The organism is Sinomonas notoginsengisoli (genome assembly GCF_021554725.1).
GTDB lineage: Bacteria > Actinomycetota > Actinomycetes > Actinomycetales > Micrococcaceae > Sinomonas > Sinomonas notoginsengisoli.
Genome location: NZ_JAIZDP010000004.1, coordinates 13986 through 31380, shown reverse-complemented (window position 1 = coordinate 31380; position 17395 = coordinate 13986). Strand labels below are relative to the sequence as shown.

Below are 17395 nucleotides of genomic sequence, written 5' to 3'. Positions count from 1 at the left end.
CCTCAGATCAGGGCAACGGCCATCGCCTCGACCGCGAGGAGCGGGGCGACGTTCGTGGTGGTGATGCGCTGGCGGGTGGTGTTGATGGCATCCATCCGGGCCAGAGTGGCCTCGGGGGTCGATGCCGCGGCGAACTCGCGGACCTCGGCGGCCAGTTCGGTGTTGACGGGCTCGACCCCTCCATCGAGCTGGAGCATCAGCACGTCCCGGTAGAACGAGAGGAGGTCCGTGAGCGTGCGGTCGAGCGAGTCCGTCACGGAGCGCTTGGCGCGGCGCTTCTGGTCCTCCTCGAGCTGGCGCAGCTGCGACCGCAGGGAGGGCGGAAGTCTGTCCCCCTCGGCCACCCCGAGGGTTGCGAGGAGGCGGGCACGCTCGGCCGCGTCGCGCTCGTCGTTGGAAGCGTTTGCCTCGTCGGTGGCGGTCTTCACGAGCCGTTCGGCGAGCACCACTGCCTGCGAGACCGTCCTGAGCGACAGGGGCGCGCGGACCGTGTCAGATCGCCGTGCCCGAGCCGCCTCATCGTGGGCGAGGCGCCGGGCGATCCCGATGTGGCTCTGCGCGGCGCGGGCCGACTCGAGCGCGAGGTGGGGGTCGGCGCCGTCGCGCTCCACGAGCAGCGCCGCGACGTCCGCGACCGGAGGAAGCCGCAGGCCGACCGGCCGGCAGCGCGAGCGGATGGTCACGAGGACGTCCGCCGGGGAGGGGGCGCACAGCATCCAGACGGTCCGCGGAGTAGGCTCCTCGATGGCCTTCAGGAGCACATTCGTGGTGCGCTCGGCCATGCGGTCCGCGTCCTCGACCACGATGATGCGGTAACGCCCGCTCTGGGGCCGGTCACCGGCCTTGGCGACCATCTCCCGTGCCTCTTCAATGGTGATCGTGACCTTCTCGGTGCGCACGAACTGGACGTCCGGGTGGGACTCGGCGAGCACCGCCCTGCACCCCGCGCACACACCGCAGCCGCGCGCGGTGACGTCCTCGACCTCGCAGTTCAATGCCGCAGCGAACGCCTTGGCAGCGGTAGACCGGCCGGACCCGGGCGGCCCGGTGAACAGCCAGGCATGGGTCAGGCCTTCGCCGGCCGCCGCTCGCCGCAGCTGTTCCACGATCGCAGCCTGGCCTCGCAGCTCATCCCAGACCGTCATGCCGGCACCTCGCCTGCAGGCAGCACCGCGCGCACGCGCTCGGCGATCTCGGCGGCGAGTTCCGTGGCGGGGCGGCCCGCGTCGAGCACGATGTAGCGGTCGGGAGGTCCGGAGGCGAGGTCCAGGAACGCCTCCCGGACGCTGCGATGGAAGGCATCGGGCTCGGACTCCAGACGGTCCTCAGCCGTGTTCCCGGCGGTGCGGCGGGTCCGTCCCTCCGCTTCGTCGACATCGAGCACTACGGTCAGGTCCGGCCAGAGCCCCTCGGTGGCCCATTCGTTGAGCCCGCGCACGTCCCGCGCTCCGAGCCCGCGCGCTATCCCCTGATACACGATCGAGGAGCCGATGTAGCGGTCTGTGATGACGACGGCGCCCCGCGCGAGCGCGGGGCGGATGGCCTGCGCGACGTGGGCGGCGCGGGCGGCGGCGAAGATGAGCGCCTCGGTGCGCGCATCGATCTCGCCGTGGCCATGCTCGAGCACGAGGCCGCGCAGCTTCTCGCCAATCTGGGTACCGCCCGGTTCGCGGGTGAGGAGCACTTCGCGCCGGTCAGCGAGCAGCGCGTCGGCGAGGAGCCGGGCCTGCGTGGACTTTCCGGCGCCGTCGCCGCCCTCGAACGCGACAAAGAGCCCCGGGGCGGAACTCGGGCCGGGGCTGGACGGGACAGGACGGGGGAAGTTCACCACTTCAAGGGTACCGGCGGCGCTGGCACTCTCCGTCACAGCAGGCTGGACAGCGCGGACCCCTGTGGACAAACCGCGGCCTTGGGGCGAGCGCCACACCGCTAGATTGGAAGGCATGACCTCTGACCCCGCGTATCCCCACCTCGACGACGCGGCATTCGCCGCCCTTGCCCCCGAGACGCTCGCCGTCGCCGCCGGCCGTCCAGAGCGCGGGCCGGATTCCCCGGTGAACCCCGAGATCGTCCTCTCCTCCACCTTTGTGGGGCTCGGCGGGGTCGGCGAAGGCTCGAGGGGCTATGCGCGGTTCTCGAACCCCACGTGGGATCCGTTCGAGGACGCGGTGGGAAAGCTCGAGGGCTCACGGTTCCCCGCGCTCCTCTTCGGCTCCGGCATGGCGGCCATCGCCGCGGCCATGAGCCTGGTGCCGGTCGGCGGAGTGCTCGTGGCCCCGCGGCACTCGTACTCTGGAACGCTCGGCCTGGCCCAGCTGAAGGCGGAGCGCGGGGAGCTCACGCTCCTCGAGGTGGACATCGACGACACCGAGGCCACGGTCGCTGCCCTGGACGGTGCCGACGCCCTGTGGGTCGAGAGCCCCACCAACCCGATGATGGAGGTCGCCGACCTGCCCGCGCTCGTCGCCGCCGCGCAGGCCGCCGGAGTGCTCGTGATCGTCGACAACACGTTCTCGACCCCGCTGGGGCAGAAGCCGCTCGCGGTGGGCGCGGACGTCGTCGTGCACTCGGCGACGAAGTACCTGGCCGGGCACTCTGATGTGCTCCTCGGTGTTGCCGTCGCCGCGACCGAGCAGCTGCGCTCGCGCCTGCACCAGCACCGCACCCTCCACGGCGCGATCGCCGGCCCGGTCGAGGCCTGGCTCGGGCTGCGCGGCCTGCGCACGCTTGCGCTGCGCGTCGAGCGGTCCCAGGCCACAGCCGGTGAGCTCGCGCGCCGGTTGGATGCCCACCCCGCCGTCGTACGGGTGCGGTACCCGGGGCTCCCCTCGGATCCCGGCCACGAGCGCGCAGCCGCGCAGCTGACGGGTTTCGGCTCAATCGTGAGCGTGGAGCTCGACGGCGCCGCGGCCGCCGACGCATTCGTGGGCCGCCTCGCGCTGTGGCTCCCCGCCACGAGCCTCGGCGGTGTCGAGTCGACGATCGAGCGCCGTCGCCGGCACGCCGCCGAGCCGCTCACCGTGCCCGAGGGGCTCGTGCGCCTGAGTGTGGGGATCGAGAACGTCGAGGACCTGTGGGAGGACCTGCGCCGGGCGCTCGACGCCGGGCTGTAGGCTGGTCCCGTGGACGGCAAATTCCTCATCTCCTGGATCCAGTTGGCCACGTTCTACGTGACCGGGTTCATCTGTGCGGCCGTTGCCGTGTGGTCGTTCCTGGACTGCGTGATCCGCAGAGGTCCCGCGTTCGAGGCGAACTCCAAGCGCACCAAGGGCTTCTGGCTCGGGGTCACCGGCGGGGCCGCCCTCGTGACGCTTCTCGGACTGCTCCTGCCTCAGGGCAGCGGGTTCATCTTCGGCTTCGGCGGATACGGCCTGTTCAACATTGCGGCCGTGACTGCCGCGGGCGTCTACCTCGCCGACGTGCGCCCCGCGGTGGCCCACCGCTGATCGCTCCCCGCCTGAGGTCGGGTCGTGTGAGCGCGAAGGCAGGCCGCGCACGAGGCTAGGCTGTCTTGCGTGGTGCAGAAGGCGAGGCCCGTGCGTGTGGTGCGGGGCGGCGCCGTCGGCAACGTCACCCGCGGCACCACGAACCCGAACCGGATGCGCCGCGTGGACCGCTGGATCACCGGGACGCAGGCGCGCAGGCTCCTGGCCCACGGGCACGCACCGCACGCCGTCGACCTCGGCTACGGTGCCTCCCCTGTCACGGCCCTCGAGCTGTTCACCCGTCTCCGTGCCGTCCGCCCCGATGTGCGCCTCACGGGAATCGAGATCGATCCGGGTCGAGTGGCGGCCGCCAAACCCCTCGAGCGCGAGGGCCTGGACTTCCGAGTGGGCGGCTTCGAGCTGCCGGTCGCGGGACGGCCGGTGCTTGTGCGCGCGTTCAACGTCCTTCGGCAGTACGAGGAGGGCGACGTTCCCGGCATCTGGGGCCTCGTCCGGTCACGGCTCGCTCCCGACGGCATCTTCGTCGAGGGCACCTGCGATGAGATCGGCCGCCGTGCGGCATGGGTGACGCTCGACGCCGCCCGCCCCCGGGCGCTCTCCCTCGCGGTGTGCTTCGGCTCGTTCGAGCGGCCCTCTGATGTTGCCGAACGTCTCCCCAAGGCGCTCATCCACCGCAACGTCCCCGGCGAGCCCGTGCACGCCTTCCTCTCCGCGCTCGACGCCGCATGGCTGGCCGCCGCTCCGCTCGCTCCCTTCGGGGTGCGGCAGCGCTGGCTCGCCGTGTGCCGGGCGGTCAAGGCTGAGGGTTGGCCCGTGTTCCATGGCCCGAGCCGGTGGCGGCTCGGAGAGATCACCGTTGCCTGGGAGGCCGTGGCACCGGGCGGGATCCGCTGACCCGACCTCGGGCTTGCAGGCCCCGATTTCGGCATCGCTGTGCCCGACCTCGGCGGCGTCACGGAAACGCCGGTGTCTCGCCACTGCCGATAGCATTGGCCCATGACCTACACCCTCATCCTGCTGCGCCATGGGCACAGCGAGTGGAACGCTAAGAACCTGTTCACCGGCTGGGTGGACGTGGACCTGAACGATCAGGGCCGCGAGGAGGCCCGCCGCGGCGGTCAGATGCTCGCGGACAAGGGCCTCCTGCCGGACATCCTCTACACTTCCCGCCTCAAGCGCGCGATCAACACCGCGAACATCGCCCTGGATGTCGCGGACCGCGGCTGGATCGACGTCAAGCGCTCCTGGCGCCTCAATGAGCGTCACTACGGCGCGCTGCAGGGCAAGGACAAGGCCCAGATCCGCGAGGAGTTCGGCGAGGAGCAGTTCATGGTCTGGCGCCGCTCCTATGACACGCCGCCGCCCGGGCTCCCCGACGATTCGGAGTTCTCGCAGGTCGGCGACCCCCGCTACGCAGACCTCGGCGACGACATTCCGCGCACCGAGTGCCTCAAGGACGTCCTCGAGCGGCTCATGCCGTACTGGGAGTCGGACATCAAGGCAGACCTCGCGGCTGGGAAAACGGTGCTCGTCACCGCCCACGGCAACTCGCTGCGTGCGCTCGTGAAGCACCTCGATGGCATCAGCGACGATGACATCGCAGGCCTGAACATCCCCACCGGGATCCCGCTCGTCTACGAGCTCGACGAGGACTTCCAGCCCACCAACGCGGGCGGTACCTATCTGGACCCCGAGGCGGCCGCGGCCTCGATCGAGGCGGTCAAGAACCAGGGACGCAAGTAGGGGTTCCGGCAGGATCGCCTCACGGACGACGTCGGCCGCCCACCCCGCCGCTGGGATGGGCGGCCGACGTCGTGCTCGGGTCAGTTCGAGGTGTTGTCCCCGTCCCACTCGCCGGTGACGAGGTAGGACACCTTGCGGCTCACGGACACGCCGTGGTCCGCGAAGCGCTCGAAGTAGCGGCTGAGGAGCGCTGCATCGACCGCGACGGCCGGCGATTCAGCCCACTGGGGGTCCGCGATGGATCGGAAGATGCCCGCGTGCAGCTCGTCGAGCTCGGCGTTGGCAGCCTGGATCTTGCTCGTGCGGGTCAGGTCGTGGTCCTCGAGAAGGGCGGTCACCTCGTCGATGATCGTCGCGTCGAGCTCGGCCATGCGGGCGAACGTCTTCGTCAGCGAGTCGGGGACGGCGTTCTCGGGGTAGCGGAGGCGGGTCAGCTGGGCCACGTGGCGGGCGAGGTCGCCCATTCGCTCGAGGGAGGCGCTCATGCGGAGCGAGCCCACGATGATGCGCAGGTCCGATGCGACGGGGCCCTGGAGCGCCAGGATTTCGATGGCCTTCTCATCGAGGGCGGTCTGTAGGAAGTCGATGCGGGCGTCGCCCGCGATGACCTCTTGGGCCAGCTCGACGTCGGCGTTCGTGAGCGACTCGACGGCCCTCTCGAGCGCGGCGGCCACGAGGCGCGAGATCTCGACGAGATCCTCGTGGACCTTCTGCAGCTCCTCCTGGAATACCTTTCGCACGGCGGCGTCCTTTCACAGGGGTTCACGAGTCAGGAGCGCAGTCGGGCGCTCCGACTCGTCACACTCTCAGCGGCGGGTGAATTGTTGCCCGCCTCGAGGTGAACGTTAGTTGAACCGGCGGTCCGCATCCAGCCGCCCGTCTGAGTGCGGGGTCCGCGCGGCCTAAGCTAGCTACTGTGGATCCACTCGTCGTCGGCATTGTGGCGGGCCTGATCGGCCTGTCCTTCGGCGCGTTCGGCGTGCTCGCGTTCCGGGCGAGCCAGCGCCAGCGCCGCCTCCTCGAGGGCCCCGCGAGCGATCCGGGGTTCCCTGACGGGGCGGCGGACGTGCTCTCGGTCCTCGGCAAGGCGTTCGTGGTGGTCGACGCGATCGATGGCGTGGTCCGGGCCAGCCCGGCTGCCTACGCCTACGGGCTGGTGCGCGGGCACACGGTGGTGCACCGCGAGCTCCTGAAGATGACGGCCAAGGTGCGCGGCAACGGCGTGATCCTCGAGAAGCAGTTCGAGCTGCCACGCGGCCCGCTCGGCCAGGGGACCATCATCGTCAACGTCCGGGCCGCCGTGCTCGGTGACGAGTACATCCTCCTGCTGGCAGATGACCGCACGGAAATCACCCGCACCGAGCGCATCCGCAATGACTTCGTCGCGAACGTCTCCCATGAGCTCAAGACGCCGGTCGGCGCCATCTCCCTCCTCGCCGAGGCCCTCGAGGCCAGTCCAGACGACGAGGACGCCGTTCGGCGCTTTGCTGCGCGGATGCGCAAGGAGGCCAGCCGCCTCGCCGCGCTCGTCCAGGACATCATCGAACTCTCCCGCCTCCAGGGCGCCGACGTCGTGCACCGGGGCAGGGCCGTGGACCTCAACGAGGTCGTGGCCGACGCAGTGGACCGCTCCCGCCTCGCCGCCGAGGCGAAGAGGATCGAGGTGCGCGTGGGCGGGCGCGTGGACGTCCCCGTGTTCGGCGACCCGGATCTCCTCACGAACGCGTTCCGCAACCTGATCGACAACGCGATCCGCTACTCGCCCGAGGGCACCAAGATCGGGATCGGCCTCAGGCACAAGGACGGCCTGGTGTCCGTGTCCGTCACGGATCAGGGAGAGGGCATGACGCCGGAGGACCAGGAGCGCGTGTTCGAGAGGTTCTACCGCGTGGACGCGGCACGTTCGCGGCAGACCGGTGGCACGGGTCTGGGACTGAGCATCGTCAAGCATGTTGTGGAGAACCACGGCGGCGAGGTGACGCTGTGGTCGCAGCTGGGCAAGGGCTCCACCTTCACGGTGAGGCTGCCCGAGATGGAAGAGGACCCGGAAGGGAACAGCCCTGCAGGGGACACCCCAGCGGGGGAGAAACGGCATGACCGGATGGCCGGGCGGACGCCCGAGCAAGGAGCGATGGCTTGAGCAGGATCCTGATCGTCGAGGATGAGGAGTCGTTCAGCGACCCCCTCTCGTTCCTCCTGGCAAAGGAGGGCTACGAGGTCGAGGTCGTGGACAACGGCAGCGACGCGCTCGTCGAATTCGACCGCAACGGCGCCGACCTCGTGCTGCTCGACCTGCAGCTCCCCGGAACCCCCGGGACTGAGGTGTGCCGTCAGCTGCGTGCGCGCTCGAGCGTGCCCGTCATCATGCTCACGGCGAAGGACTCGGAGATCGACAAGGTTGTGGGCCTCGAACTCGGTGCGGACGACTACGTGACCAAGCCGTATTCGTCCCGTGAGCTGGTAGCCCGGGTACGGGCCGTCCTGCGCCGCCACGGCGAGCCCGAGGAACTTATCTCCTCGACCGTCCAGGCCGGCCCGGTCCGTATGGACGTCGAGCGGCACGTGGTGAGCGTGGACGGCCAGCAGGTGTCCCTCCCGCTGAAGGAATTCGAGCTCCTGGAGATGCTGCTGCGCAACTCGGGCCGCGTGCTCACGCGTGGGCAGCTCATTGACCGGGTCTGGGGCTCGGACTACGTGGGGGACACCAAGACTTTGGACGTGCACGTGAAGCGCCTTCGCTCCAAGATCGAGCCCGACCCTTCAAGCCCCCGCTATCTCGTCACTGTGCGCGGTCTGGGCTACAAGTTCGAGCCGTGACGCTCCACCGGTCCGGGACCGCCCCTTCAGGCGCGACCGGACCGGAGGTCTTGAGCACAGCGTCGGCCGCTCACCTCACAGGTGAGCGGCCGACGTCGTGCATCACGTGCGGGCCCGCCCGGGGCAGGTCCCGCGGGGGGAGGATTAGCGGCTCGAGGTCGCAGAGGGGGACGCGGAGGCGGAACCGGTGCCGGACGTCGAAGTGGACCCGGACGCCGAAGCGGACCCGGAGGCAGAGCCCGAAGCGGAACTGGAAGCCGAACCGGACGCCGACGCCGAACCGGAGGCGCTCGAGCTGGCGGCGGGGGTCGGGACGTACGAGCGGTACTCGGGGAGCGTGGCGTCGACGACCGGGATCTGCACGTCCTGAGTGGTGCCCTCGGCGGTCACGGTGACCTTCGCCATGGCGCCGGGTGCCGCGCCCGTCTTGGGCAGGATCGTGTCCGTGCTCGACTTCGAGAGGTCAGTCTCACCCTTCTTCGGGACGTTGACGCGCACGGTCTTCGCGTCATTCTTGAGGGTGACGGTGATGTCCTGGCCCGAGGTGTTGAAGACGGTGCCGATCAGACGGCCGGGCGCATCCGCACTGCTGGAGGAGCCCGTGGTGCCGGACGTGACGATGAGCATGTTACGCAACTGCACCGAACCGATGTCCGCACGGATGCCGTCTGACGCGGAGTACGTGTGGGCGGTCTGCTGGGCGTTGATGTAGCCGCAGCCCGTGGCGGTCAGCAGGCCGGCGCCCAGCGCGGCGACGAGGGCGACGCGCTTGGCCGGCTTCGTTGCAGAAAAACGCACAGCTGGCTCCTGAAGAGGGTGGAGGATGTCTGGTCGCCCCTAGCGTATCCCCAACTTCGACGTTCTGTAGATTCGGCGCGCTTGCCCTGATTCTGTGTGACCGAGCGCGCGCGCCCGCGGACATGAAGCATCCTTTTCGCTCCTGGTCAACCCCATCCTACGGTGTGGAAGGCCGCAGTTCCGCGTCATTCCGGGCTTCTCGAGGGGTGATGGGAGCCAGCCGAGACGCTGGACGTGGTAGACTAGTCTGCGGGAAAGGGGAATGTCCACATGGTTTTTGAGGTTGGCGAGACGGTTGTTTACCCCCACCACGGTGCAGCCAAGATCGAAGAGATCAAAATGCGCACCATCAAGGGCGAAGAGAAGATGTATCTCAAGCTCAAAGTGGCTCAGGGTGACCTGACGATTGAAGTACCGGCCGAGAATGTGGACCTTGTCGGGGTCCGCGACGTCGTGGGCAAGGAAGGCCTCGAGCACGTGTTCGATGTTCTCCGTGCCGAGTTCACCGAGGAGCCGACCAACTGGTCCCGCCGCTACAAGGCGAACCTCGAGAAACTGGCCTCCGGCGATGTCATCAAGGTCGCCGAGGTCGTCCGCGACCTGTGGCGCCGCGATCAGGACCGTGGACTCTCCGCCGGCGAGAAGCGCATGCTGGCCAAGGCCCGCCAGATCCTCATCTCCGAGCTCGCGCTCGCAGAGAAGACCGACGAGGAGCAGGCGGCGACCGTGCTAGATGAGGTCCTCGCCTCCTGAGGCAGCAGAAGTAGACGAAGGCCCCGGCAAGCGCCGGGGCCTTCGTGCGTTCACAGGGCGCCGGCGGGTTTCAGGGGGCCTTCGCGCCGTCGTCTAGGCTGGGGCCATGACTGACGCGCCTCCTCCCGCCGTCCCGACCGCCGTCGTGATCGTGGCAGCGGGATCCGGGACGCGGCTCGGCCACGGCCTCCCTAAGGCGCTGGTGCCGCTCGCCGAGGCTCCTCTGCTGCTGCACGCCCTCCGCGGCGCGGCGGGCTCGGGCGTGGCGCAGCAGATCTGCGTGGCTGTCCCTCCGGCTGACGCCGAGCTCACGGAGTTCTGCCACACCTTCGCAGAGGAGCTCGGCGACGCCGGGCCCGAGATCGACGTCGTCGAGGGCGGGGCGACGAGGGCGGACTCCGTCCGGGCCGCGCTCGCCGCGCTCGCTCCAGGGACCGTGCACGTCCTGGTGCACGACGCCGCGCGGCCGCTCACGCCGCCGGAGGTCTTCCATCGCGTCGCGGAGGCGCTCAACCGGGGTGCACTCGCCGTCATCCCCGCCATGCCGGTCGTGGACACCATCAAGTCCACGGCCCCGACCGAGGGCGACGCCGCCTCGATCGCCGCCGAGGTGGTCACGGGCACCGCCGTGCGCGAGCAGCTCCGCGCGGTCCAGACGCCCCAGGGATTCGACGTCGGCACCCTTCTGCGCGCCCATGAGGTTGCCTCCCGGTGGGAGCCCGATCAGGCAGCAGCCATCACCGACGACGCGATGCTCGTCGAGTCGCTCGGCACGCCTGTCTATGTGGTGCCGGGCGACCTCCAGTCGTTCAAGGTCACGACCCCGATGGACCTGCACTTCGCCGAAACGCTTGTCGCCGCGCAGGGGGGCTGAAGGACCATGGTCATTCAGGGTCCCATTCCCCGTACGGGGATCGGCGTGGATGTCCACGCCTTCGCCCCCGGCGATGCCCCACGTCCCCTCTGGCTTGGCGGCCTGGAGTGGGAGGGCGAGCGCGGCCTCGCCGGCCACTCCGATGCGGACGCGGTGGCCCACGCCGCGGCCAACGCGCTCTTCTCTGCTGCCGGCCTCGGCGACCTCGGCACGCATTTCGGCACCGATCGTCCCGAGTACGCAGGTGCCTCCGGCACAACGCTCCTGTCGGAGGCCGCGCGGATCGTGCGGGAGGCCGGCTTCGAGATCGGCAACATTGCCGTGCAGCTTGTGTGCCAGCGGCCCAAGTTCGGTCCCCGTCGAGCCGAGGCCGAGGCCGTGCTGTCCGAGGCGGCGGGCGCCCCTGTGGGCGTCACGGCCGCCACGACGGACCACCTCGGCTTCACCGGCCGCACGGAGGGCATCGCGGCGATCGCGACGGCGCTCGTGTATCCGACCGCCTGAAGCTTCAGTGGAAGCCGGGCTCGATGAGCCCCGATTCGTACGCGAGCACCACGGCCTGGACCCGGTCCCGCAGGCCCAGCTTCGCCAGAACGCGCCCTAGATGGGTCTTGACGGTGGTTTCGGAGAGGAACAGCTCCGAGGCGACCTCGGTATTGGAGAGTCCTCGGCCCACCGCGGCGAGGACTTCGAGTTCACGCGGGGTGAGTCCCGTGAGGCGCTCTGCTGGCCGTCCCGGCGCCGGGCGCCTCACGAACTGCTCGATGAGCCGGCGTGTCACGGTCGGGGCGAGGAGCGTCTCGCCCGCGGCCACGGCGCGCACGCCATGGCCTAGCTCGGAGGCAGGGACGTCCTTGAGGAGGAATCCGCTCGCGCCAGCGCGGATTGCATCGTAGACGTACTCGTCGAGGTCGAAGGTGGTGAGCATGAGTACCTTCGCGGACCCCGCTGCGCAGATCCGCCGGGTCGCCTCGATCCCGTCCATGACCGGCATCCGGACGTCCATGAGTACGACGTTGGGTGCGAGCCGCGCGCACTCGCTCACCGCTTGCGCGCCGTCCGCGGCCGTGCCCACCACCGCCAGATCTGGCTGCGAATCGAGGATCATCGCGAAGCCGTCCCGCACGAGGGCCTGGTCGTCCACCACGAGGACCGAGGTGGCGGTGGTCCCCTCGCTGTGCCCGCTCATGCTGCCATCACCACCGGGAGGGAGGCTCGGACGCGGAAGCCGCGGCCCGGCATCGGACCGGCCTCGAGGGTGCCACCGCACAGCTCGATCCGCTCGCGCATGCCGGTCAGCCCCAGCCCGCTGCCGGCCGTGCGGGAGGCAGCAGGGTGCGCTGCGCCGTCGTCCTCGATGTCGATGACCAGATTCTCGCGCCCATAACGGTAGGCGATGCGCGCTGCGGTTGCCTCGGCGTGCTTGACCACATTGGTGAGGGACTCTTGGACCACGCGGTAGGCGGCGAGGTCCGCTGCGGGCGTGAGCGCGCGCGGCTGCCCCTCTGTCTCGACGCGGACGGCGAGCCCGCCTTCGCGTACGCGCGCGACGAGCGCGGGCACGTCCGCCAGACCGGGCTGGGGCGCGAGGGCGGGGACGCCGTCCTCGGGGCGCAGCGTGGACAGCATGGTCCGGAGCTCGAGCAGTGCTTCGCGGCCCGTATCCTGGACAGCCGTGAGGGCCTTCTGCGCACGGGCCCGGTCGGTGTCCAGGACGCTCTGTGCGGCACCGGCCTGGACAACCATGACGCTCACGGCGTGCGCGACAACATCATGCAGCTCCCGCGAGATCCGCGTCCGCTCGAGCTCCACCTGGGCGCGCGCCTCGGCGTCGCGAGAGGCCTCGAGGTCCTGCGCCGTCGCGGCGAGCGCGACCAGGGCACGCTTCCTCGAGGCCAGCAGACGGGAGATGAGCAGCACGGCTAACATGACGGCCCGCGTTCCAGAGGAAGGATCCCACGGGGTCTGCGAAGCCGACCGAGACGGTGACCAGCAGGATCACCGTGCCCCACACTGCATGCGCGAGGGGGAGACGCGCCCCGAGGGCCCAGATGACAGCGAGTCCGCCAACGAGGGTGGCGGTCGAGTTGTCCATCGCATAGCCGAGGGCCGGCCCGGCGCCGAACACAGCGCCCATGATGACCGCCGCCGCATAGGGGTAGCGGCTCCGGGCCAGCACTCCGATCGCAAGGGCGCCAAGGATGAGCACGCGCTGGACGGGAGTCCACGCGGTGACATGCCCAAGCCCTTCGATGATCCCGAAGGCCACCGCGAGCGCAGCCATGGCCGCATCGCCCCACCAATGGCTGAGGGGCCCCGTGAACAGCGCCCGCAGCCGCGCGGTGCCCACGCGCGGCGCGATGGCCATGCGCTGGGCTGAGACACGAGCGGCGGCCGCATCCATGGCACGACCATACGCCCGCCCTCCCATGCGCACTATGGACCGGGGGAGGACCCGGCTCATCCCCCGGGAGGAGTGTCGGGCACGCGATGTCATTCCGGCGGCCGCCGGTCCGGGCCTCCGATCGGATCCGCCGCGGGGCCGCAGAATCTTACGGTTGCGGGGTCAGTTCCACCCTCCAGCATCTCAAGGACCCATCATGAAGACAGCATCACGCGCGGCGCGGCTCCGCACGTATTCCGGCGCCGCAGCGCTCCTCACGGCCCTATTCGCCACCCTCGTCACGTCCTTCCTCTTCGGCGACTCCGGGCCCGACAGCGGCTCAGTGCCCGCGCGGCCGCAGCGGACACAGGACGCACCATCCTGATCGGGTGGCTGCTGATGCTCATCGCCGGGCTCTTCCTCGGCGGCGTCCTGTTCCTCGCAGGTGCAACGCGCGGCCGGGGATCCGGGTGGGGGTCCGCGGGCGTCGTAACGGGCCTCCTCGGGACGGCCGGGACCGCGATGATCGCCATGCACGCGCTGATCACCGCCGCGCTCGCCCAGACCGAGACCGGCCCGGCGGCCGCGACCATGGATGCCCTCGACAGCCTCGGCGGATGGCTCATCCTGCCGCTCATGACGGCCCAGAGCCTCGCGATCACCCTCTTCGGCCTCGCCCTATGGCGCTCCGGGACGGTGCACTGGTGGGTCCCCGCAGCGACCGCGCTGGTGGTTGTCGTCGCTCTGCTGCCCTCTGCCTGGTCCGGCCCCGTGTCCCTGGGATTGGCGTTGGCGGCGATGGGGTATGCGTGTGCCGCGATCGTGCGCCGCCGCGCGGCGACGGGCTGGGCCGAGGTGCCCACGCCGGCGCACCGCGTGTGGGCGGGCGCGGCGTGCGCGGTAGCGCTCCTGGTCCTGAGTGTGGCGAAAGAAGTCCTGTTCCCCGGGGCCGATGACCCAGACTCCGCAATGACCGCCGCGGGATCGAGCCCTGTACCTTTCGTCACCGAAGGCCTCATGGCGCTCGGGATCGCCGTCCTGTTCGGCGGCGCGGCGGCCTTCTTCGCCGGGGCCGTCCGGGAGCGGGGGAGCGGGCTCGCGATCGCCGGCACAGTGCTCGGCTGCGCCGGTGCCGTCTCGATTGCAGCCATGGGCGTGCTCGACTTCCTCACCGCGGCCCTCGGAGCCTCGCATGCAGGGTCCGCCGTGTTCGGCCCGCTCGGCGCCATCTTGTTCCCCGCGTTTATGCCGCTGTTCCTCGTCGAGAACCTCATGATGGTCGCCTTCGCCGCCGCGCTCTGGCGCGCAGGCACCGTCTCGTGGGCACCGCTGGTGCTCGCCGCCGCGTTCGCAGTCGTCGGCCAGATCCATCCGACCGGCCTCGTCGCGGTCGGCCAGATGCTCGTGGGCCTCGTCGCGGTGGCGTGGCTCGCGTACGGTGTGCTGCGCGCGCAAGGTGCGCTCGCCGGCGTCGTGCGCGGCCGCCGCGCCAGCGGGATACGCACGACGACGCCCGCCCCCACCGGCGGTGCGCTCGGCTGAGGTGCGGCCAGGCTCGCGCAAACAAATCGACTAGAATGGATGGCTGGCCCCGCTCGGGGCCGGCCATCCTGCTCTCGACCCCCAGGAGTTCTGCGTGAAGAAAGGCCTGCTCGCCACCGCCCTCGCGGCCACCATGCTGCTCACCGCATGCGGTTCGGACGGCCGGCTCAGCGTTGCCGAGAGCTGCAAACTCCTCAACAGCGACCAGTTCAAGCCCACGGGCAATCAGGCCCAGCAGGCCAAGCAGGTTGCCGACCACTACGCGGACATGGCCACCAAGGTCGACCCCTCCGTCGGCACACTCATCCAGGGCATGGCGGACCTGCAGAAGAAGGTCGCCGATTCCTCAACCGCTGTGGCCACCCCCCAGCAGCAGAAGCAGTTCACGGACGCGCTGAACAGCATCGGCAAGGTCTGCGGAAACTAGCCCACCACGCGCCGTCGTGCGTACCCGCGCGGCGGCCGGGGCGCTCGTCGTCCCAGCCGCCCACCCGTATACCCTTATCCAGTGACCCTGCGCTTCTACGATTCCGCCACCGCCGAAGTCCGTGACTTCGTCCCGCTCGAGCCCGGCAAGGCCTCGGTGTACTACTGTGGCGCCACCGTGCAGGGTTCGCCGCACGTGGGGCACGTGCGCTCGGCCATCGTCTTCGACCAGCTCACGCGCTGGCTGCAGTACAGGGGCTTCGCGACCACCGTGGTCCGCAACGTCACCGACATCGACGACAAGATCCTGGCCAAGTCCGAGGCCAGCTTCGCCCCGGACTTCACTCCGGAGGGGACCTATATTCCGCGTGAGGAGTGGTTCGCGCTCGCCTACCGCTACGAGCAGGAGTTCGAGGCCGCCTACGAGGTGCTCGGCGTCCAGCGCCCCACCTACGAGCCCCGTGCGACCGGGCACATCACCGAAATGCACGAGCTCATAGCCCGGCTCATCGAGCGCGGGCACGCGTACCCGGCCGAGGACGGCTCGGGAGACGTGTACTTCGACGTGCGCTCGTGGCCCGAGTACGGGTCTCTGACCCATCAGAGCATCGACGAGATGCAGGCGGCGACGGACTCCGATCCGCGCGGCAAGCGCGACCCGCGTGACTTTGCCCTGTGGAAGGGCCACAAGTCCGACGAACCCGAGACGGCGTCGTGGCCGTCCCCATGGGGCCGCGGCCGGCCCGGCTGGCACCTCGAGTGCTCCGCGATGGCCACGAAGTACCTTGGCCCGCGCTTCGACGTCCATGGCGGGGGCCTTGACCTCCGCTTCCCGCACCACGAGAACGAGCTCGCCCAGTCCACCGCAGCCGGGGACGGGTTCGCGAACTTCTGGATGCACAACGGGATGGTGACCTACGAGGGCGAAAAGATGTCGAAGTCGATCGGCAATGTCGTCTCGCCAGCGGAGATGCTCGCGCTCGCGAGCCCGCGCGTGGTCCGGTACTACCTGGGCCAGGCCCACTACCGCTCGGTCCTCGACTATAGGCCCACCTCCCTGCAGGAGGCGGCGGCCGCGGTGGAACGCATTGACGGGTTCATTGCCAAGGCGCTCGCCAAGTACGAGGGCCGCTCGTTCTCCGGCGCCCGGGGCGCGCAGGATTCGACCGCTATTGCCCCTGACGCTCAGGTCCCGGACGCCTTCGCGGCAGCCATGGATGACGACCTCAACATCCCCCAGGGCCTCGCCGTCCTGCATGAGACCGTGCGCGAAGGCAACACCGCCCTCGCCGCCGGCGACCCGGTGGCCGCCAGCCGAGCCGTGGACGCAGTGCTGGCCATGACGCGCGTCCTGGGCCTGGACGCCGCCGGTGGCCACGCGCCGTCGTCCGACGGCGCCGCTCACCACGCGCTGTCCGCGCTCGTCGACGCGCAGCTCACCGCGCGCGCAGCCGCCCGGGCCTCGAAGGACTGGGCCGCGGCGGATGCCATTCGGGAACTGCTCGCAGGTGCGGGAGTCGTCGTTGAGGATTCAGCGGACGGGGCCACATGGAGCCTCGCCGCGTCACAGCCAGCACGGACCAACGGAACGGGAGCATAGATGGCCGGCAAGGGACGCCCAGGAGCCGCGAAGGGCAAGAAGGGCCCGTCCGTCGGGACCGGAGGCCACGGCCGCCAGGCCCTCGAGGGCAAGGGACCCACACCCAAGGCAGAGGACCGCGTGTACCACAAGGCCTACCGGGCCAAGCAGCTCGCCGAGCGTTCCGTCGCGAAGCGTGCGGGCCAGCCAGGCCGCCTCGCCGCGGGCCGCGGTGGGACCGGGCGCGCGCGGGGTGCTGAGGAGATGGTCACGGGGCGCAACTCGGTGGTGGAGGCGCTGCGTGCGGGGGTGCCCGCCAAGGCGCTGTACGTCGCGGTGCGCATCGAGATGGACGATCGTGTGCGCGAGGCCATGAAGCTCGCCGCCGAGGCAGGTGTGCCACTGCTGGAGGCCCAGAAGCCCGAGCTGGACCGCATGACCGACGACGCGATCCACCAGGGGCTGGCGCTCCAGGTGCCTCCCTACGAGTACCCCGACGCGTTCGAGCTCGCCGAGGATACCTACGAGAAATGGCGGCGGGGGCACGTTGCGAATGCGCCCCTCTTTGTGGCGCTCGACGGCATCACCGACCCTCGCAACCTCGGTGCGATCATCCGCTCGGTGTCCGCGTTCTCAGGACACGGCGTCATCGTGCCGGAGAGGCGTTCAGTGGGCATGACGGCCTCCGCGTGGAAGACGTCCGCCGGTGCCGCCGTGCGCGTCCCGGTGGCCAAGGCCCCTAACCTCAACACCGTGCTGCGGCAGATGAAGGAGCTGGGGATCTTCGTCCTCGGGCTCGACGGCGGCGGCGACGTGAGGCTGCCGGGCCTCGCACTCGCGACGGACCCCGTGTGCCTCGTGGTGGGCTCGGAGGGCAAGGGACTCTCGCGGCTCACCCGCGAGCTGTGCGACCAGATCGTCTCGATCCCGATCGATTCCGATATGGAGTCTCTCAACGCCGGTATGGCCGTGGCGATCTCCCTGTACGAGGTCTCGACCCGACGCGCCGCCGCCGAGGGAAGCGCCAGCTGACT

General features: G+C 70.1%; 21 protein-coding genes. 14 read left to right on the top strand and 7 right to left on the bottom strand.

Features of this window, described 5'->3' with window-relative positions; translation table 11 throughout:
• Positions 1 to 2: 2 nt before the first annotated feature.
• Positions 3 to 1145, bottom strand: coding sequence for a DNA polymerase III subunit delta' (locus LF262_RS08930; RefSeq protein ID WP_235779959.1), 1143 nt, complete (start codon positions 1143 to 1145; stop codon positions 3 to 5).
• The gene (gene tmk / locus LF262_RS08925) at positions 1142 to 1828 is read right to left on the bottom strand and encodes a dTMP kinase (RefSeq protein ID WP_235779958.1); all 687 of its coding nucleotides are present in this window, start codon (positions 1826 to 1828) and stop codon (positions 1142 to 1144) included. Before tmk ends, LF262_RS08930 begins: the two co-directional genes overlap by 4 nt.
• A gap of 115 nt (positions 1829 to 1943) precedes the next feature.
• Between tmk and LF262_RS08920 the strand changes: the two genes are divergently transcribed.
• The 4 genes from LF262_RS08920 (at position 1944) to LF262_RS08905 (ending at position 5189) form a co-directional block, all read left to right on the top strand.
• Positions 1944 to 3113, top strand: a complete 1170-nt coding sequence (locus LF262_RS08920) for a trans-sulfuration enzyme family protein (protein ID WP_235779957.1) — start codon at positions 1944 to 1946, stop codon at positions 3111 to 3113.
• Positions 3114 to 3122: 9 nt separating this feature from the next.
• Positions 3123 to 3446, top strand: a complete 324-nt coding sequence (locus LF262_RS08915; RefSeq protein ID WP_235779956.1) for a DUF2516 family protein — start codon at positions 3123 to 3125, stop codon at positions 3444 to 3446.
• A 69-nt stretch (positions 3447 to 3515) separates the two neighbouring features.
• Positions 3516 to 4340 carry an O-methyltransferase gene (locus tag LF262_RS08910; protein ID WP_372462757.1) on the top strand — a complete coding sequence of 275 codons (825 nt, stop codon included), beginning with the start codon at positions 3516 to 3518 and terminating at the stop codon, positions 4338 to 4340.
• A gap of 102 nt (positions 4341 to 4442) precedes the next feature.
• Positions 4443 to 5189: a phosphoglyceromutase gene (locus LF262_RS08905; RefSeq protein WP_235779955.1), complete on the top strand. Its 747-nt coding sequence runs from the start codon at positions 4443 to 4445 to the stop codon at positions 5187 to 5189.
• A gap of 80 nt (positions 5190 to 5269) precedes the next feature.
• On the opposite strand, the gene phoU is transcribed toward LF262_RS08905, so the two are convergent.
• On the bottom strand, positions 5270 to 5929 hold the full coding sequence (phoU, locus tag LF262_RS08900) for a phosphate signaling complex protein PhoU (RefSeq protein ID WP_235779954.1): 660 nt from the start codon (positions 5927 to 5929) through the stop codon (positions 5270 to 5272).
• Between the two features lie 176 nt (positions 5930 to 6105).
• Here phoU and LF262_RS08895 point away from each other — a divergent pair, with 176 nt between their 5' ends.
• Together LF262_RS08895 and LF262_RS08890 are read left to right on the top strand one after the other, a co-directional pair.
• Entirely contained in the window at positions 6106 to 7329 is a 1224-nt protein-coding gene (locus LF262_RS08895; protein WP_235779953.1) for a sensor histidine kinase, read from the top strand.
• Entirely contained in the window at positions 7326 to 8006 is a 681-nt protein-coding gene (locus tag LF262_RS08890) for a winged helix-turn-helix domain-containing protein (protein ID WP_235779952.1), read from the top strand. The genes LF262_RS08895 and LF262_RS08890 overlap by 4 nt, the downstream gene beginning before the upstream one ends.
• A gap of 144 nt (positions 8007 to 8150) precedes the next feature.
• On the opposite strand, the gene LF262_RS08885 is transcribed toward LF262_RS08890, so the two are convergent.
• The gene (locus LF262_RS08885) at positions 8151 to 8804 is read right to left on the bottom strand and encodes a hypothetical protein (protein WP_235779951.1); all 654 of its coding nucleotides are present in this window, start codon (positions 8802 to 8804) and stop codon (positions 8151 to 8153) included.
• 270 nt (positions 8805 to 9074) lie between these two features.
• Here LF262_RS08885 and LF262_RS08880 point away from each other — a divergent pair, with 270 nt between their 5' ends.
• From LF262_RS08880 to ispF, 3 genes are all read left to right on the top strand, one after another.
• Positions 9075 to 9557, top strand: a complete 483-nt coding sequence (locus LF262_RS08880) for a CarD family transcriptional regulator (protein WP_066495480.1) — start codon at positions 9075 to 9077, stop codon at positions 9555 to 9557.
• 106 nt (positions 9558 to 9663) lie between these two features.
• Complete coding sequence (gene ispD, locus LF262_RS08875; protein WP_235779950.1) at positions 9664 to 10431, top strand: 2-C-methyl-D-erythritol 4-phosphate cytidylyltransferase; 768 nt, start codon at positions 9664 to 9666, stop codon at positions 10429 to 10431.
• Between the two features lie 6 nt (positions 10432 to 10437).
• The gene (gene ispF, locus LF262_RS08870) at positions 10438 to 10935 is read left to right on the top strand and encodes a 2-C-methyl-D-erythritol 2,4-cyclodiphosphate synthase (RefSeq protein WP_235779949.1); all 498 of its coding nucleotides are present in this window, start codon (positions 10438 to 10440) and stop codon (positions 10933 to 10935) included.
• 4 nt (positions 10936 to 10939) lie between these two features.
• Here the strand turns inward: ispF and LF262_RS08865 are convergent, their stop codons facing one another.
• The 3 genes from LF262_RS08865 to LF262_RS08855 are packed head-to-tail and all read right to left on the bottom strand — an operon-like array spanning position 10940 to position 12835.
• Positions 10940 to 11620 (bottom strand): response regulator, encoded by a 681-nt coding sequence (locus LF262_RS08865; RefSeq protein ID WP_235779948.1) that lies wholly within the window; start codon positions 11618 to 11620, stop codon positions 10940 to 10942.
• A complete protein-coding gene (locus LF262_RS08860) occupies positions 11617 to 12177 on the bottom strand; it encodes a sensor histidine kinase (protein ID WP_235780171.1) in 561 nt (186 codons plus the stop codon). The genes LF262_RS08865 and LF262_RS08860 overlap by 4 nt, the downstream gene beginning before the upstream one ends.
• Before the next feature lie 25 nt (positions 12178 to 12202).
• Positions 12203 to 12835 (bottom strand): hypothetical protein, encoded by a 633-nt coding sequence (locus tag LF262_RS08855; RefSeq protein WP_235779947.1) that lies wholly within the window; start codon positions 12833 to 12835, stop codon positions 12203 to 12205.
• 196 nt (positions 12836 to 13031) lie between these two features.
• On the opposite strand from LF262_RS08855, the gene LF262_RS08850 reads away from it, so the two are divergent.
• From LF262_RS08850 to rlmB, 5 genes are all read left to right on the top strand, one after another.
• Complete coding sequence (locus tag LF262_RS08850; RefSeq protein WP_235779946.1) at positions 13032 to 13199, top strand: hypothetical protein; 168 nt, start codon at positions 13032 to 13034, stop codon at positions 13197 to 13199.
• Between the two features lie 14 nt (positions 13200 to 13213).
• On the top strand, positions 13214 to 14356 hold the full coding sequence (locus LF262_RS08845) for a hypothetical protein (RefSeq protein WP_235779945.1): 1143 nt from the start codon (positions 13214 to 13216) through the stop codon (positions 14354 to 14356).
• Positions 14357 to 14450: 94 nt separating this feature from the next.
• Positions 14451 to 14783, top strand: coding sequence for a hypothetical protein (locus LF262_RS08840; protein ID WP_235779944.1), 333 nt, complete (start codon positions 14451 to 14453; stop codon positions 14781 to 14783).
• Between the two features lie 81 nt (positions 14784 to 14864).
• Positions 14865 to 16382 carry a cysteine--tRNA ligase gene (cysS, locus tag LF262_RS08835; protein WP_235779943.1) on the top strand — a complete coding sequence of 506 codons (1518 nt, stop codon included), beginning with the start codon at positions 14865 to 14867 and terminating at the stop codon, positions 16380 to 16382.
• Entirely contained in the window at positions 16383 to 17393 is a 1011-nt protein-coding gene (gene rlmB, locus LF262_RS08830; protein ID WP_235779942.1) for a 23S rRNA (guanosine(2251)-2'-O)-methyltransferase RlmB, read from the top strand.
• The last annotated feature ends 2 nt before the right edge of the window (positions 17394 to 17395 follow it).

Excerpts from the sequence above, each read along its gene's own strand:
- LF262_RS08855 (WP_235779947.1), bottom strand. The coding sequence starts at position 12,835 with ATGGATGCGGCCGCCGCTCGTGTCTCAGCCCAGCGCATGGCCATCGCG.
- LF262_RS08850 (WP_235779946.1), top strand. The coding sequence starts at position 13,032 with ATGAAGACAGCATCACGCGCGGCGCGGCTCCGCACGTATTCCGGCGCC.
- ispD (WP_235779950.1), top strand. The coding sequence starts at position 9,664 with ATGACTGACGCGCCTCCTCCCGCCGTCCCGACCGCCGTCGTGATCGTG.
- LF262_RS08930 (WP_235779959.1), bottom strand. The coding sequence starts at position 1,145 with ATGACGGTCTGGGATGAGCTGCGAGGCCAGGCTGCGATCGTGGAACAG.
- LF262_RS08860 (WP_235780171.1), bottom strand. The coding sequence starts at position 12,177 with ATGGTTGTCCAGGCCGGTGCCGCACAGAGCGTCCTGGACACCGACCGG.
- LF262_RS08905 (WP_235779955.1), top strand. The coding sequence starts at position 4,443 with ATGACCTACACCCTCATCCTGCTGCGCCATGGGCACAGCGAGTGGAAC.
- LF262_RS08880 (WP_066495480.1), top strand. The coding sequence starts at position 9,075 with ATGGTTTTTGAGGTTGGCGAGACGGTTGTTTACCCCCACCACGGTGCA.
- ispF (WP_235779949.1), top strand. The coding sequence starts at position 10,438 with ATGGTCATTCAGGGTCCCATTCCCCGTACGGGGATCGGCGTGGATGTC.
- LF262_RS08845 (WP_235779945.1), top strand. The coding sequence starts at position 13,214 with ATGCTCATCGCCGGGCTCTTCCTCGGCGGCGTCCTGTTCCTCGCAGGT.
- rlmB (WP_235779942.1), top strand. The coding sequence starts at position 16,383 with ATGGCCGGCAAGGGACGCCCAGGAGCCGCGAAGGGCAAGAAGGGCCCG.
- LF262_RS08920 (WP_235779957.1), top strand. The coding sequence starts at position 1,944 with ATGACCTCTGACCCCGCGTATCCCCACCTCGACGACGCGGCATTCGCC.
- LF262_RS08865 (WP_235779948.1), bottom strand. The coding sequence starts at position 11,620 with ATGAGCGGGCACAGCGAGGGGACCACCGCCACCTCGGTCCTCGTGGTG.